This is a genomic window from Luteibacter sp. 329MFSha (genome assembly GCF_900111665.1).
In the GTDB taxonomy this organism is placed as follows: Bacteria; Pseudomonadota; Gammaproteobacteria; order Xanthomonadales; family Rhodanobacteraceae; genus Luteibacter.
The window spans coordinates 1,530,856-1,546,607 of record NZ_FOJE01000001.1; the positions used below are offsets into that span (position 1 = coordinate 1,530,856).

Annotated in this window: 13 protein-coding genes; 8 read left to right on the forward strand and 5 right to left on the reverse strand. The window is 65.7% G+C overall.

What is annotated here, in order from left to right:
• Positions 1–193 precede the first annotated feature (193 nt).
• Both BMW54_RS06755 and BMW54_RS06760 read left to right on the forward strand, forming a co-directional pair.
• Complete coding sequence (locus BMW54_RS06755) at positions 194–871, forward strand: hypothetical protein (RefSeq protein ID WP_090054035.1); 678 nt, start codon at positions 194–196, stop codon at positions 869–871.
• Between the two features lie 9 nt (positions 872–880).
• Positions 881–2,209 (forward strand): XVIPCD domain-containing protein, encoded by a 1,329-nt coding sequence (locus BMW54_RS06760; RefSeq protein WP_090054037.1) that lies wholly within the window; start codon positions 881–883, stop codon positions 2,207–2,209.
• 33 nt (positions 2,210–2,242) lie between these two features.
• Here the strand turns inward: BMW54_RS06760 and BMW54_RS06765 are convergent, their stop codons facing one another.
• Positions 2,243–2,827 carry a hypothetical protein gene (locus BMW54_RS06765; RefSeq protein WP_090054039.1) on the reverse strand — a complete coding sequence of 195 codons (585 nt, stop codon included), beginning with the start codon at positions 2,825–2,827 and terminating at the stop codon, positions 2,243–2,245.
• 236 nt (positions 2,828–3,063) lie between these two features.
• Here BMW54_RS06765 and BMW54_RS06770 point away from each other — a divergent pair, with 236 nt between their 5' ends.
• Positions 3,064–4,161: a sterol desaturase family protein gene (locus BMW54_RS06770; protein ID WP_090054041.1), complete on the forward strand. Its 1,098-nt coding sequence runs from the start codon at positions 3,064–3,066 to the stop codon at positions 4,159–4,161.
• A gap of 123 nt (positions 4,162–4,284) precedes the next feature.
• On the opposite strand, the gene BMW54_RS06775 is transcribed toward BMW54_RS06770, so the two are convergent.
• Complete coding sequence (locus tag BMW54_RS06775; protein WP_254779123.1) at positions 4,285–5,463, reverse strand: glycoside hydrolase family 27 protein; 1,179 nt, start codon at positions 5,461–5,463, stop codon at positions 4,285–4,287.
• Between the two features lie 20 nt (positions 5,464–5,483).
• Positions 5,484–8,375 carry a TonB-dependent receptor gene (locus BMW54_RS06780; protein ID WP_090054045.1) on the reverse strand — a complete coding sequence of 964 codons (2,892 nt, stop codon included), beginning with the start codon at positions 8,373–8,375 and terminating at the stop codon, positions 5,484–5,486.
• Between the two features lie 293 nt (positions 8,376–8,668).
• Between BMW54_RS06780 and BMW54_RS06785 the strand changes: the two genes are divergently transcribed.
• The 5 genes from BMW54_RS06785 to BMW54_RS06805 all read left to right on the forward strand — a co-directional run bounded on the left by BMW54_RS06785 (position 8,669) and on the right by BMW54_RS06805 (position 14,074).
• Entirely contained in the window at positions 8,669–11,095 is a 2,427-nt protein-coding gene (locus BMW54_RS06785) for a glycosyl hydrolase family 95 catalytic domain-containing protein (protein ID WP_090054047.1), read from the forward strand.
• Between the two features lie 130 nt (positions 11,096–11,225).
• Positions 11,226–11,681 carry a PaaI family thioesterase gene (locus tag BMW54_RS06790; protein ID WP_090054049.1) on the forward strand — a complete coding sequence of 152 codons (456 nt, stop codon included), beginning with the start codon at positions 11,226–11,228 and terminating at the stop codon, positions 11,679–11,681.
• Positions 11,682–11,755: 74 nt separating this feature from the next.
• A complete protein-coding gene (locus BMW54_RS06795) occupies positions 11,756–12,379 on the forward strand; it encodes a hypothetical protein (RefSeq protein ID WP_090054051.1) in 624 nt (207 codons plus the stop codon).
• A 49-nt stretch (positions 12,380–12,428) separates the two neighbouring features.
• Positions 12,429–13,301, forward strand: coding sequence for a cytochrome b/b6 domain-containing protein (locus BMW54_RS06800; RefSeq protein ID WP_090054053.1), 873 nt, complete (start codon positions 12,429–12,431; stop codon positions 13,299–13,301).
• Positions 13,298–14,074: a molybdopterin-binding protein gene (locus tag BMW54_RS06805; RefSeq protein WP_090054055.1), complete on the forward strand. Its 777-nt coding sequence runs from the start codon at positions 13,298–13,300 to the stop codon at positions 14,072–14,074. The genes BMW54_RS06800 and BMW54_RS06805 overlap by 4 nt, the downstream gene beginning before the upstream one ends.
• Positions 14,075–14,084: 10 nt before the next feature.
• Here BMW54_RS06805 and BMW54_RS06810 read toward each other — a convergent pair whose 3' ends face one another.
• Positions 14,085–14,435 (reverse strand): hypothetical protein, encoded by a 351-nt coding sequence (locus BMW54_RS06810; RefSeq protein ID WP_090054056.1) that lies wholly within the window; start codon positions 14,433–14,435, stop codon positions 14,085–14,087.
• Positions 14,436–14,501: 66 nt separating this feature from the next.
• Positions 14,502–15,752: a threonine/serine exporter family protein gene (locus tag BMW54_RS06815; RefSeq protein ID WP_090054058.1), complete on the reverse strand. Its 1,251-nt coding sequence runs from the start codon at positions 15,750–15,752 to the stop codon at positions 14,502–14,504.

Sequence of the window (15,752 nt, forward strand, 5' to 3'; positions counted from 1 at the left end):
TTGAGGTTCGATTTCGATGTGGACACCCATCCACGAGGGCCTCCAGCCATGGTGCCAGCACAATGAGCAATGGGCGAAGTGAGCTTGCCCGACTTCTCCAGCACCGCCCGCACCTCGGATCTGCCAAGCGGGTTAACCTTGGCTGCGGCCATGGATTGAGCCATGGCATGACCGGTCAGAACGAGGAGTCTAGATGACCATTCACCGCCCAGGGTTTCAGTCTCACCATCCGGTCTCCAACAGCAACGGCATAGGGCGCGTTTCTGCCTTGGCCGTTACCGCTGCCTTGGCGCTATCTGGCGTCCTTGCCCCGTTTGCGAGGGCGGCCAATTCCGACCACGTTCCGGCAAACGTCCAAGTGTTGATGGCTCCCGCCGACACGGTGCTTGCCTTCATCCCTGTCAATCCGTTCGGTGCTGAAAATGCGGGCGGCGCTCTTGTCGTGCGTCACGCGGAGCCTGACCCCTTGACCGGTAACGCCTGTGAACTGTGGCTGCTGCGCGCTATTGACGCCACCTACGCCGTGACGGCCAAGAACGGAGAGGTCGTCGATTGCCGATACAACGAGTCGGCCAAGAATGCTGGCCCCATGGCGCTGACCCGCAACCTGACGGTCGACTCGACGTCGGTGACCTACTTCAACGAACTGCAACGCGGCGGCACCACTTACGCATTTGCATGGGATGGACAAAAGCGCGCCTGGCACCTGCAACATGTCGAGGCAACGACCGTGGAAAACGGCGAGTCGGGCGTCATCGTGTCGAAATCGGTGCTGGATTACCCCGGGACCCTGCCGTGGCTGACGGTGGATGCGTTTTCGCCAAAAGTCATCCGTGACTCCCTTCGTACCCACCGCTCCGTCGTTCACTAGGGGTCGCCCATGCCGCAGTTCAATGCCAGTTCCGCTCTTCTGTTCAAGCGCTTCGTTGAAGCCGGCGTCACGTCCCCTGATGAGTTGGCCAATGTGATGGGCAACGCGTCTGTGGAAACCGGCAGCTTCACCACCATGAACGAGGGGCTCGGCTATCGCAGCGTCGAGCAGGTCGTCGGCGCCGTAAAGAGTGCCGGCACGCGAAACACGCGGGAGGAGATCCAGGCCGCCATCGACAGCGGTGACCCGGAGCAGATGGCCCACATTCTCTACGACAACCGGGCTGACCTCGGAAACACCAACCCCGGAGACGGTTGGGTTTTCCACGGGCGCGGGTACTTCCAGTACACGGGCCGAGACAACTACGAGCACTTTGGCCAAAAGTTCGGGGTGGATCTCAAGAATCATCCGGAGCTCGCTGCCGACCCGGAAATGGCGGCAGCGCTTGCCATTGCCTACTGGAAAGACAGGGTACCCGAGGCTGACCGCACGGATGCCTATGCGGCCGGCTTCGCCATCAACGGCGGTGAAAACGGGGCGGATGCGCGCATCGACCGCTCCAAACTGTGGGCGACCCTCATTACCCCCGAGCTCATACAGGGGGTAAAAGAGGGTTCCATCTCGCTTGAACAGCTGCAAACGATGGGCAACAGTCCTCACAAGGGTGCGCACCACGGGCACGGAACAAGCCTTCGCCTACACGACCAATCGGATGCCGTCGGCGCCCTTCAAACTCAGCTTGGCGCTCTCGGCTACACCGACGGTCACGGTCGGCCCCTCGCTGCCGACCACGCCTTCGGCCCCGGAACCGAGGCGGCGGTGCGGCAATTTCAGAGGGACCATCAACTCACCCCGGATGGGGTCGCCGGGCCGGTCACCCTCGCCGCCATCCAGGCAGCCAAGGCGCCTGCTGAGGCGTTCGCCGCCTCCAACCTCCTTGATGCCCGTCACCCGGCCCACGGCATGTACGAACAGGCTCATGCGTGCGTAGCACGACTTGATGAGCAGCAGGGCCGCGCACCGGGCCTTATGACCCAGAACTTCGCGGGCGCTCTGACTTCTGCTGCGACAGCAGCCGGACTCAATCGCGTCGACCACGTGGTCTTAAACGACGATGCAAGCCGGGGATGGGCCGTGCAGGGCGACTTGAACTCGCCTTTCAAGAAGTACACCGAGGTTGATGTGATGCAGGCCATCCAGACCCCGCTCGCACAGAGCAGTCAGGAAGCGGCGATGCATGTGCAAAACGGCGCCCAGCAGCAGGCGATGGCCCAGCAACAGCAAACGCAGCAGCAAGACCAGGCGCAACAGGCGGCCGGCCCTGTCATGGTGCGATAGAGGCCTTCCGTCCCGCAGGGCAGCATGGCTGCCCTACTCTCTCCTGCTGGCGTGCGTCGCGTTGTTCAGCGCAGCCTTCGGTACGACCCCGCCCGTCGACTGACCATGCCGACCGGTCCACATCTTGCCGCCAGCCACGGCGATGCAGAAGTCCTGCTTCGCCTGCCGCAAGTCATAGGCCCCGTCACCTTCTCCGGGCCTTACGTAGCGGCGTGCCGGCACCGACACCGGGAAAAAACCATGGTAGGCATACAGCGGATGTCCGGCATCGCTCGAGGTCGGAACGACGGCCGTTTTTTCATCCAGCGGACCGTTTTCAGTCAGGAGCCGCGCCACCCCGAGCCGGTGGTCGATGTCGATGGGACACCAGCCATAGTAGATGTAGCTGTGGATGTCTCGCCTGGCAACGCGTGCGTAATCCATGTCGGACACGAAATCGACACGCATCCATTCCATCCGACTGCAGCAATCGCCCCGCAGGCCGCCTTTGTCGACCGCGCTCCACTCGACACGCTGGATGCGTATTGCCGACACGTGACCCATGGGCAGCGTACAAGCGGCTGTCCCGGCATGTGACAGGATGACCGCCGCGATCTTGAGACTCCGTGCAACACGCATCCGCGAGCTCCGGTGCCGGGGCCCCATAGCATGGCGCAAGAATCCAGGTCGGCATGCGCAATTTGCGACATCTGAAACCAGCGTTCTGGCGCCGGGTCGCGCGACTCCCGATAGTAGGTATCGTGCTCGGGAACCTCCGACACGGCCGAAAGCGCCGCGAAACCCGGTTGGTTCAGGCTGGTCGCGAACCGGCGTGCCCTCACGGGCGCGCCGCCTCACGCTGTTACGGTGCCGCGATGCTTCAGCTTTGGTCCCATCTGGTCGACTGGTTCAGCGCGCACGCGGTCGTGCCGGTCCTTGACGTCCTGCACCTGGGGCGTCTGGCGGGCGATCCGAAGGACATCGCCGCGGCGCTCCTGATCGCGACGCTGCAGCTGTGCATCATCGGCTTCGTCTTTCGCCCCCTCGAAAGCTGGGTGCCCGCCGAGCGCTGGAAGGACCGCAAGCTCACCCGCGTGGACTTCACCTATACGGTGATGATGCTGGTCGGCATCTTTCCGCTCTTCAGCTTCCTCATTCTCACGCCACTCGCGAATTGGATCGGAGGCGTGGATACCGGCCCCTCCGACGCCAGCGCGTCGCCTCTCGCGCTCACACACTGGTTTCCCGTGCTGAAACAGCATCCGTATGTGCTGTTCGGCATCTATTACCTGGTCTACGACCTGGTCTATTACTGGATGCATCGCCTGCAGCACGCGCTGCCGTGGTGGTGGGCGCTGCACAGCATGCATCACAGCACGCGGCAGATGAGCTGCTGGACGAACGACCGGGGCAGTCCCGTCGACGGTTTCATCCAGTCGATCATCCTCGCGACCGTGGGGATCGTGATGGGCGTGGAGCCCGACGAATTCGCGTGGCTGATGCTGCTCGGCGAGCTGGTGCAGAACTTCTCGCACGCGAACGTGCGCATCCACTTCGGCCGGGTGCTCGGTCGCGTCTTCGTCGACCCGCCCTTCCATCGCCTGCACCACATGCTGGTCGATCCCGACCGGCCCGGATTGCACGACTGCAACTTCGGCCAGGTGTTTTCCCTCTGGGACGTGGTGTTCGGTACCGCCCTGTATGGCGAGCCGGTGCGCCCTACGGGCGTGGGCGATCCGATGGTCGACGACGACAACAACCATGGCCTGATCGGACTGCACTGGAACGCGCTGAAGCGCTTCTGGGGTGCCGTGCGACGCCCGGCGGGTTGGCGTCTGGGCGAGGTGGCGTTCACCGAGGACTATCGACCCGTGCCTGTCTCGGAATGGGAGGCGCAGGGCGTGGGGCATCGTCCGGTGACGAGCGGTGTTTCCGGGCTGGTCGATGCGCCGACGAAGGAAGCCGCGGCCTGAGAGAGGTGGCCGCGCCTCTCGCACGTTGCCCGCTGGCGCGGGATCGCCGATGCGATCGGCTCCCACCCGGTCCTGACTTGTGCTGGGGTGCCGGCCGGGCCTGGCCCGGCCGGCACCGGTTCGTCACTGACTGATGCGGTACATCACCGTCGCATGCGGCGCGAGGCTGGTCTTGATCGAGCCATCGCCCTTCGCGTCCGTATGCGCCCAGAGATCGCGCATCGTGTAGCTGCCACCGGCCTTCAGGCCGATCTCGGTGGCCGGCACCGTCACGTCCTTCGCCTTGTCGCCTTCGTTGAACACCGCGACCGCGCGGCCGCCGTCCTTGAGCGGCTTGACGATGACGTGGATGCCATCCTTGTCGCGCACCTGGTGACCCTGCACGCCAAGCGGATCCTGGTCGATGGCGATCACGTCCTTGTTGAGCAGGATGGCCAGGGCGTCCGGCTTGATGGTGCGCAGGTCGGTGCCGATGAGCAGCGGCGCCGCCATGATCGACCAGAGGCTGAAGTGGCTGCGGTACTCGACGTCGGTCATGCCGCCGTTACCGACCTCGAGCATGTCCGGGTCGTTCCAGTGGCCGAGGCTGGCGTATTTGTCGAGAACCACGTTCTCCTTGAAGATCTTCAGCATGGAGGCGTAGTTGTCGCTGATGTCGCCCGTGGTACGCCAGGAACCGGCGTCCACCGGCGGCTTGCCCGCCCAGAGCCAGGGCTTGTTCTCGCCCCATTCGCACATGCTGAAGAAGATCGTGCGGCCGCTGTTGCGCAGTGCCTCGGCCATGTCCGTATAGCGTTTGTGCGCGTCGAGCTTCTGGTTGTTGCAGTTGTCGTACTTGAGGTAATCCACCTTCCACGATGCGAAGGACTTCGCGTCCTCCTTCTCGTGGCCCAGGCCGCCCGGGAAGCCGCGGTTCTCCTGCAGCGGCTCGCAGGTGGACGTACCCGCGCTGGAGTACAGGCCGAACTTCAGCCCGTGCGCGTGGATGTAGTCGGCGAGCGCCGCGATGCCGCTCGGGAAGCGCTTCGGACTCGGCTGCAGGCGGCCGTCCTTGTCGCGCTGCCAGTTGGCCCAGCAATCGTCGATGTTGACGTACGTGTAGCCGGCATCGCGCAGCCCGAGGCTGATGACCTTGTCGGCCACGCCGCGGATCATCGCCTCGTCGAACTCGGCGCGGCAGTGCGTCGAGTTCCAGTTGTTGAAGCCCATCTGCGGCAACGCACCCGCGGCCTCCTCCGCCTGCACCGGCGCGGTGGCGATACCCGCCGCGCACACCAGCATCCCGAGAGCCGCGCTTCGCATGAACCTGACATCGCGCCGCATCAGAACGTACCCCGCAGGCCGACGGTGTAGACGGTGCCGTTGGCTTCGGCGTACAGGAAGCGGTTGCGATACACCGAATAATCGTACAGGTGCTCGTGCGTGAGGTTCGTGCCGGAGGCGAACACCGTCAGGTGCTTGTTGATGTCGTAGCTCGCGCTCAGGTCCACCTGGCCATAGGCGCTACGCGTGGCCGGCGTCGAGCCCGCACCGTACGAGATGCTCTCCAGGTACTTGCCGCGCCAGTTGTACGCGACGCGCACCTGCACCGGGCCCTTCTCGTAATAAAGGCTCGCATTGGCCGAATCGCCGATGCCCGGCACCGCGAACTTGCCCGAAGAGGCGATCACGCCCTGATTGAGCTGGGTGCTGCTCTTCACATGCGTGTAGTTCACCGCCATGCCCAGGCCGTCGAACGGATCGGGCAGCACGTTCTTGAACTGGTAGTTGAACGTGGCTTCCTCGCCGTAGATCTTCGACGAGTTCAGGTTGATGGGCTGGGTCAGCGACCAGATGAACGGCTGTCCGGTGTTTTCGTTCGTCAGGAACGGCACCGGCGTGCTCACGATCGTGCTGAAGTTGCCCACCCGCTTCACGAAACCCTCGACCGCGATGTAGCTCGCGTCGTTGATGTACCACTCCAGGCCCATGTCGAAGTTACGCGACGTGTACGGCTGCAGCTGCGGATTGCCCTGCGAGATGGTCAGCGAGTTCGGGCGGGTGCCGAAGCTGCGGTTGTAGTAGAGATTGCTGAGCGCCGGCGGCGTCAGCGACTTCGACCACGAGAAGCGGTAGATCAGGTTCTCCAGCAGGTTCCACTTGAAGTTCAGCGACGGCAGCCACTTGTGGTAACCGCCGGTATCCGACTGCGGCGCCAGCGGTCCGAGGGTCACCTGACCGTTGCTGGTGTCGTTCGGATCGATGCGGTACGCGATCGGCGGTTGGTTGACCGCCGTCGACGTCGAGGCGACATGCAGGTACCGCGCGCCTACGTCCACCGCCCAGGGCATGTCCCACATCGTGCCTTCGAAGACGGCCTTGGCGAAGAACGCCTTCTTCTTCTCGCTCACCTCGTTGAAGCTGCCCGGGTTCGGGGCGGCATCGAGGGTGCCGCCGTTGGCGGCCAGGCCGGCGAGCAGCGCGGCGCGCTTGTCGTCCGGGAGCTGGTTGTACGCGGCGGGCGAGGCCAGGTAGTTCAGATAGGCGCGCGGATCGTACTGGATCCACTGCTCCGGTTGGCCGGGCGAGGAAACGCCGTGGATCTTCGGCGGCGCGGTGTAGACGTAGGCGCCGATCGCCTCGGGCGGAACGTCCACGTTGTAACCGCAGTAAGCGTTGCAGAGGATGCTGTTCGGCGTGCCCCAGCTCGTCTGCTTCACGGTGTCCTTCGTGTACTGCACGCCCACCAGCAAGCGGGAGAGCGTGCCGTCGGTGAACGACTTGTCCAGCTTGAGCTGGTAGTTGTCCACCTTGTCGGTCACGTTGTTGCCGGAGCCGGCATTGCAGCAGTGCGCCTTGAGCCCGTCGAGGCTGGTGGGCGACAGGATGTTCGAGTAGCTAGGCGGCGTGTCGTTGCCGTTGTTGGTCCAGGTCGGATTGGTTCCGAAATTCTTGGTACCCACGACGAGGAAATAGCCGTTCGGACTCTCCTTGTTCCACGCCTTGGAATTGGAGACGTCGAGGCTTAGCTTGGTCGACTGGTCGAAGTCGAACGCGACGTTGAGGCCGTTCTGGTAGCTCTTCTCGTACGTGGGCTGGTACGACTGCACATAGTCGTTCGCCATCACGTTCGGGCCCGAGCCGTTACGGACGAAGCTGGTCACCGTGTTGTTGGCGTCGGTGGTCAGCGACTGGATGTCGCCGGTGTTGCCGTATTCACCGAAGTAGTGGATGAACGGGTCCACCTTGTAGCTCGAATACAGCGAATCGAACTGCACGGTGAGCTGGTCGATCGGCTTCCAGTCGATGGCGCCGCTGACGCCCTTGCGCACGCGCGTCTCGTCAACGACGTTGCTGGAGAGCGTTTCGGGCACCGCCACGTTGGTGAAGCGCGGGTCGCTCAGGTTCGAGAGCTGTGAGATGTTCTGGTTCTCGTACCACGAACCCGCCTGCGTGTTGAGCTGCGTGTCCTTGCGCTTGTAGTACGAGGCCGAGGCCATCCAGCCGAAGGTGTGGTCGGCGTTCGTCCAGCCGAACAGGCCCGAAGCTTTCGGCGTCGTCTTGCCCTTCCAGTCGCCGGTCAGGTTGCTGTTCACGCCCGCGGCGCTCCAGGCGCCGTGGTAGCCGCCGAAATCGAGCGGACGCGCCGTCTGGATGTCCACGACGCCGCCGATGTCCACTTCGGAAATGTCCGCCGAGGACGTCTTGTTGACCTGCGCGACGCTGATGATCTCGGACGGCAGCACGTCGAAGTTGAAGGCGCGCGAACCGGAGGCCGTGGCCATCGGGCGTCCGTTGATCGTGACGGCCACGAAGTCGGGACCGAAGCCACGCACCGCGATCTGGCTCGACTCACCGCCGCTGCGGTTCACCGACACGCCCGGCACGCGCTGGAGCGCATCGGCGACGTTCGGATCGGGAAACTTGCCCGCCTCTTCGGCGGAGATGGAATCGACGACGTTGACCGAGTCCTGCTTGATCGCCTGTGCGCGCTGGAGCGCGGCGAGCTGGCCGGTCACGGCCACGGCACCGAGTTCGGTGACCTTCTTCTTGTCTTCTTCCTTCGTCGTCTGCGGACCGGCGGCTTGCGCCGGTGTCGCGGACGATGCCGCATCGGCCGGGGCCGCCCCCGTCGCCGCCTGCGCAAACCCCGGTGCGCCATACCCCACCATCCAGGCGACACCCGTTGCCACAAGCGACCGACGCACGGCGACCGCCAACTTCGTTAGCTGCATGACTTTCACTCCCCGACTTTGTGGACACCCCAACGAGCACACACGGTTGCCGCCCGAGGCTCACAGGCGCCGATCCCCAAGACGGCACCACGAAGCTCCGTTGTTCAGTCCCGCAAAGCGGTCAGCAGCTCACCGTCATTTGTCGTACATATTCATCGTTGCGCTTTTTCGGAGGTTCCAACAAGCTGCGCCGCAGCATGACAAGCCTCATCGCATCGGGTTAGCTTGATTTGTCTTACAAATCAGTTCTCAACGGCCTGGCAGTGCCTATGACGAGCGACGGGGATCGACGGATGGACCTGAACGAGGCGCGCCTCGCGGCGATGGATCGGCGCCGTTTCCTGCGCATGACCGGCATCGCGGCGGCCACCCTCCCATGGCTTTCGCTCTCCCCCTTCGCGCACGGCGGGCCGGTGCGGCGTCCGCCCGGTCCCGTTCCCGCGTCGTCGGGGCGACACGTGCTTCGCTACGACACGCCCGCACCGGAATCGAACGCGATACGCGAAGCCTTGCCGATCGGCAATGGACGCCTCGGGGCCCTGGTCGGTGGCGACCCTGCGTCGACGTTCCTCTACCTCACCGACGCCTCGATGTGGCTGGGAGAGCGCGACGTGCCGTTGGGCGAGGACGGCCAGTTCGAATACACCGCCGATCATTTCGGCGGCCTGGTGATGCTGGCGAAGCTGTATCTCGCGATCGACGGCCACGATGCGGCCCACATCACCGATTACCGCCGGGAGCTCGATCTCGGGCAGGGCACGCTGCGCGTCACGTACCGGAAGGACGGCGTCGCCTACACGTGGACTATCTTCGCCAGCCACCCCGACGACATGATCGCGATCCAGCTATCGCAGAGCGGCGGCGGCGCGTACAGCGGATCGATCGACCTGCGGGGGATGCACGAGAACGCCACGCGTGTCGGGATGGCGCCCGAAACGCCCTCCATGGCGTCGACGCATTTCGCCGGCACTCTGCCGAATGGCCTTCGATACGCGACGGGCGTCACGGTATCGGCATCCGGTCGGATCCGCACCGATACGCGAGTTCTCCGATTTGAGAACTGCACCACACTGTCGGTGATCGTCTGTGGCGGCACGAATTACACACCGGACGTTTCGCGGAACTACATGGATGGGTCGCTCGATCCCCTGACGCTCGCGCTGCAAAAAGCGAAGGCCGCCGCATTGGTGGCACCCGCCACGCTGTTGCACACGCACGTCGCCGACCACCGCTCGCTGTTCGACACCATGCGCGTGGATCTGGGCGCGTCGACGGAAGCGCAGCGCGGGATGGACACATGGTCGCGTCTGCAGGCGCACGCCGGCGGAGCAGCACCGGACGCGGAGCTCGAAGCGACCTATCTGCAATACGGCCGCTACCTCACGATCGCCGGTTCGCGAGGCGGCCTGCCCACCGGGCTGCAAGGCCCCTGGCTCGACAGCAACACGTCGGCGTGGATGGCCGATTACCACAACGACATCAACATCCAGATGAACTACTGGCTGCCCGACAGGGCCGGCCTGTCCGCGTGCTTCGATCCCTTCACCGAGTACTGCCTCAGCCAGGTCGAAGGATGGACGCGGATCACGAAGAAGCACTTCAACGATCCACGCAGCAGCTATCGCAACAGCTCGGGAAAGATCGCCGGCTGGACCGTCGGCATCTCCACCAACATCTACGGCGGCGGAGGCTGGCGATGGCATCCCGCCGGCAACGCGTGGCTGTGCAACAACCTGTGGCAGCACTATCAATACCGGCCCGACAAGGCATACCTCGCCCGTATCCACCCCGTGCTCAAGGGCGCCTGCGAGTTCTGGGAAGCGCGCCTGCTTACCGTCAGCGTGCGAGACCCGGCCACGGGGCGGATGCGCGAAGTACTGATCGACGACGCCGACTGGTCCCCCGAGCACGGCCCCACCGACGCCAAGGGCAACACGTATTCGCAGGAACTGGTCTGGGACCTGTTCGAAAACTATCGCCAGGCCAGCGCGCTGCTCGGCAAGGATGCCCGCTACGCCGCGACGATCGCCGGACTCCAGTCGCGCCTGTACCTGCCGCGGGTGAGCGGCAAGACCGGCTGGCTCGAGGAATGGATGACGCCCGACGATCTGGGCGAGCCGGGGCACCGCCACCTCTCGCCGTTGATCGGCTTCTTTCCCGGCGACCGCATCCGCAAGGACAGCAGCCCGCCCGCGTTGATCGCAGGCGTGACGAAGCTGCTGGAGGCGCGTGGGACCGGCGGCTACGGCTGGGCCTGCGCGTGGCGCGCGATGTGCTGGGCGCGTCTGGGCGAGGCCGAGAAGGCGTACGACCTCATCCGCATCAATCTGACGTCGTCGCATCACCTGACCAACGGCACCGCGCAGAACCTGTTCGACATGTACAACCTCGACGCGACCAGCGACGCGTTCCAGATCGACGCGAACTACGGCACGCCGACCGCCATGCTGGAAATGCTGGTGCAGTCGTGGCCGGGCGAGATCGCGTTGCTGCCGGCGCTGCCGAAGGCATGGGCGGCGGCAGGCAGCGTCACCGGCATCGGCGCGCGCGGCGGCTTCGTCGTCGATCTCTCGTGGAAGGACGGCAAGGTCACGTCGGTGACGGTGCGGAGCGTCGGTGGTGAGACGACGCGTCTGAAGATCGGCGCATGGACGAAGACGCTCGCGCTGCGTCGCGGCGCGGCGGTGACGCTTGCCCCCGACACGGGTGACAGCCGCTAGGCGAACGCCGCGCCGCCAGCTCGTCCCTCATTGAGCATCGCGAAGCGATCACGTCGTCGGGTCTGGCGCAAGCCGCCGAGTCTACCTACTATTAGGTAGCTAACTCCTTTCTCGCTTCCAAAGGCCCGACATGACCACCCGCACAGACCAACACACCGCCACCGGACTCGACTTCCTCCTTACCGCCAGGCGCACCGGCGGCCTCGGCGTCGGCATCGGTGAAACCCTCGGCATGACCCTCGGCGACATCGAGGACGGGCGCGTGGTGATCGAAGCCTCGCCCGGCCCCGAACACGGAAATCCCATGGGCTCCGTGCACGGCGGATATCTGGCCACGATGCTGGACGGCGCCATGGCCCTGGCCGTGCAGACGCAGGTGGACGTCGGCACGCGCTTCGTCACGACCGACCTCAACATCAGCTACGTCAGACCCGTCATGCCGCGTGCCGGCGTGGTCTATGGCACCGGCTCCATCCTGCATCGCGGACGCACGCTGGCACTGGCCGAGGCGCGGATCACGGATGCCGACGGCGTTCTCTACGCCCATGCCACGGGAACGTTCGCGATCTCGGCGCCCCTCATCTGACGATTGACACCACCCTACTAGTTGGTAGACTGAGGACTCCCTCACCCGCGACGGCTGTCGCAAAGGAACCTCCGATGTCCCACCGCTCCAAGCTGTTCATCCTCGGCGCGACCGCCGCGCTCGTCGCCGGCGCCGTGTCGCCCGCCTTCGCCGATAACGGCGCCGAGAAGGTCCGCGTTCGCGGCACGGTCACCGCCTTGTCCGGCGACCACCTGCAGGTGAAGTCGCGCGAAGGCAAGGACGTGACGATCACCCTCGTCGAGGGCTACAAGCTCTCGGGCGTCGCGAAGGCGAGCATCGGCGACATCAAGCAGGGCGACTTCGTGGGCATCGCCTCGATGCCGAAGTCGGAAGGCGGCGACGGCGCGCTGGAAGTGCTGATCCTCCCCCCGCAGCTGAAGGGCCTCGGCGAAGGCAGCTACCCGTGGGACCTGAAGCCGCACAGCACGATGACGAATGCCACGGTGGCCGACTCGGTGAAGTCGGTCGACGGGAGCACCGTGACCGTGAACTACCACGGCCAGGACAAGAAGATCGCCATCCCCAACGGGACGCCCGTCGTGACGCTGGCGCCGGCCACCGTGGCGGACGTCAAGCCGGGCACTGTCGTCTTTGTCAGCGCTGAAAAGGCCGCCGACGGCAGCCTGACCTCGAACCAGCTGATCATCGGCAAGAACGGCGTCGTGCCGCCCATGTAAGGCCCGAGCGCCGGCCAGCCCCGCGCTGGCCGGCGCATGGAGTGTTTCGATGACCACGCCCGTTCTCGCCGGCGCCGACGCCGGCAACGACACCCCCGTCGCGCCGCGCCGTCGCCTGATCCGTCGACATTCGCTCGTCGTGCGCCTGACGCACTGGCTCAACGTCACGTGCCTGTCGTTCCTGCTGCTCAGCGGCCTGCAGATCTTCAACGCCCATCCCCGGCTCTACTGGGGCCAGTACGGTGCCGACGCCGACCACGCCTTCTTCGAGATCGGCAATCGGGCGGACGGCGACACCCTGCACGGTTTCCTTCGGGCCGGCCCCCTGCGCATCGATACGACGGGCGTGCTCGGCGTGTCGAACGAAGACGGCAGCCCCACCGCGCGCGCGTTCCCGACATGGATCACGATCCCTTCGTACCACGACCTCGGCGCGGGCCGCCGCTGGCATTTCTTCTTCGCGTGGATCCTGTTCTTCAACGGGCTGATCTACCTGGGCCACGGCCTCCTGCGCGGCCACTTCCGTCGCGACCTGCTGCCCGATCGCGATCAGTTGTCGCCGCGTCACCTCTGGCGCGAGATCGTCGACCACGCGCGCCTGCGCTTCGCGCATGGCGAGGAGGCGCGCCGCTACAACGCGTTGCAGAAGCTGAGTTACATGGCGGTGGCGTTCGTGCTGCTACCGCTGATGGTGCTCACGGGCCTGACGATGTCGCCCGGCGTCGACGCGGTGTTTCCCTTCCTGCCCGGGCTCTTCGGCGGCCGACCGTCGGCGCGGTCGATCCATTTCATCACGGCGTCGCTGCTGGTGGCCTTCGTGGTCGTCCATGTGGCGATGGTCATCCTGTCGGGCCTGTGGAACAACCTGCGCTCGATGATCACCGGGCGCTACTCCATCACCGACGAGGACACGTCGCCATGACGCTCGACAACTCACGCCGCCGGTTCCTCCGGAGCCTCGCGCTCGGTGGCAGCGCCCTCGCCCTCGCCTCCTGCGACCGGCTCGCGCAGGGCGGCAGTTTCGATGCGCTGTTGCGCGAAACGGAGAAGCTCACCCTGCGCGCGCAGCGCGCGTTGCAGGGCCGGCATGCCCTGGCGAAGGAATACACGGAAGCCGACCTCTCGCCCGTCTTCCGCGCCAATGGCACGCAGATGCCGGATTCGGACGAATACGCCAGCCTGCTCGAGAACCACTTCGCCGACTGGCGCCTGAAGGTCGACGGCCTGGTTCAGCACCCGCAGAGCATCTCGCTCGACGAACTGAAGCGTTTCGCCTCGCGCACGCAGATCACCCGCCACGATTGCGTCGAAGGGTGGAGCGCCATCGGCAAGTGGCAGGGCGTGCCCCTGGGACGCATCCTCGACGTGGCGGGCCTCAAACCCGGCGCGCGCTACGTGGTGTTCCACTGCGCCGACGAACTCGAACAGACGCTGGACGGCAGCGGCCGCTATTACGAAAGCATCGACCTGGTCGACGCGTACCACCCGCAGACCATCCTCGCCTACGGCATGAACGGCAAGGACCTGCCGGTCGCCCACGGCGCGCCGCTGCGTCTCCGTGTCGAGCGCCAACTGGGTTACAAGCAGGCGAAATACCTCATGCGCATCGAGGTCGTCGATTCGTTCGCGGCCTTCTTCGGCGGCAAGGGCGGTTACTGGGAAGATCGCGGTTACGAGTGGTACGGCGGCATCTGACGATGCGACGTCAGGCGCAGCCCAGCGCGGCCTTGTAGACAGGGTCCTTCTCGGGTTGCCGCGCGCCGGAGGAGCGTACGGTGACGGCCGCGCCGTTACCTTCCATGTAATCGCCGACCGCGACGATCGCAGCGACCTGCGCGGCGCTCGCCACCGTGATCAGCAAGCCATTCTTCGTTTGCTCCACGCGGGTCACCGGATAGGCCGGCCTGACCGTATCGAGCAGGCACTGCGAGAACTCGGCGCTGTTCTGTCGCGTGCCGAAGCCGGCACGCGGCGTGGCGCGCGTGATCGGTTGGGGTGTCGCCGCATTGGCGATGCCGGTGGCGAGGACGAGGCTGACGATCAGGACTGCGCGCATGACACTCTCCCTGGTACGGACGGCGACATCGATCGGTTGCCTTTCGATCAGACCACCGAATGGCTGTCATGGCAAGCTTGGCGCGCGACCGTGTCGATGGGCGGACTCGCCGGCCAGTGCCACGCAAAGCCCGGTCGCGATCGCGAGCGTCACGACGAGGGTGGTGATCGCGAGCGATACCGTGGTGGCGAGGAGTCCGGGCGTCGCCGCCCCGCCCGCCTGCATGATTTCGATCGCTCCCACCGCGGTACGGAAGCCGTAAGAGCCCGGAATCAGCGCCACCGTGCCCGCGAAGGCGAACGCCACGGCCGGGGCGGCGATGCGGCGCGTCGCGACGCGAGCGATCGCTCCGGCGGCCAGCGTGCCGGCGAGCGACGCCGCGGCGAGATCGAGGCCGGCGTGCTGCAACGCCGTTCGCAACCCGTGGCTGGCCATGCCGCAGACGACGCAGATCCAGATGGCATGCGCCGGCACGTTGAACAGGAGCGCGAAGCCGAGGGCCGCGATGCCGGCGAACGCGACGTCTTCGGCAAGACCGAGCGCGACCGGCGCGGCGTCGACGGGCAGCGTTCCCCCGGTAGATGCCGCCGCGGCCAGCAGCGCGAGGCCGATCGCCATCAGCGTGGCGACGCCGGTGGCAAGGCGGCTGATGCCGTTGGCCGCGTGGCCGGTCACCAGATCGCGCACCCCGTTGATCAGCGGCACGCCGGGAACGAGGATCATCCCCGCCGCCGTCAGGCACAGCACGGGCGACACGCCGGGAAACGGCTTCAACACGAGGACGCCCGCCACGCCGCTGACGAACGCGGTGATCGCGGCGACGGCGATGCCGTTCATGCCGGATTTGCCGAGCCGCGTCCGCAGGAGCAGATTCACCAGCCCCGCCACGAAGGACGCGGCGACGACCGTCCAGGTGGCGCCGAAGAGCCGCGCAAGCGCGGCGGCGGTCGTCGCCATGCCGAGTACCACGAGCCAGCCGGGATAACGCGGCGAATGGTCCACGCGATCGAGGCTCGCGTCGAACGCGGCGGGCGACGTACCGGGCACGATGTCGGCGATGGCGGCACGCAACGCGATCAGTCGCCCCATGTCCACGCCCGGCGGCGCGAGCCGCGGACCGACCCGGGTGGCGAAACGATCCCCCTGTTCCACCGTCACGACGATGTTCTCCATCGTGATCATCACGTCGCTGTCGATGCCCAGCCGCGACGACGCCTCGCGGACGTGCCGCAACGCATGCGCCGTGTCCGCGCCGGATGTCTGGAAGAGGTCGCCGGCACGGGCCAGCACGTGCACGGCGACGCGATCGTCGGCCAT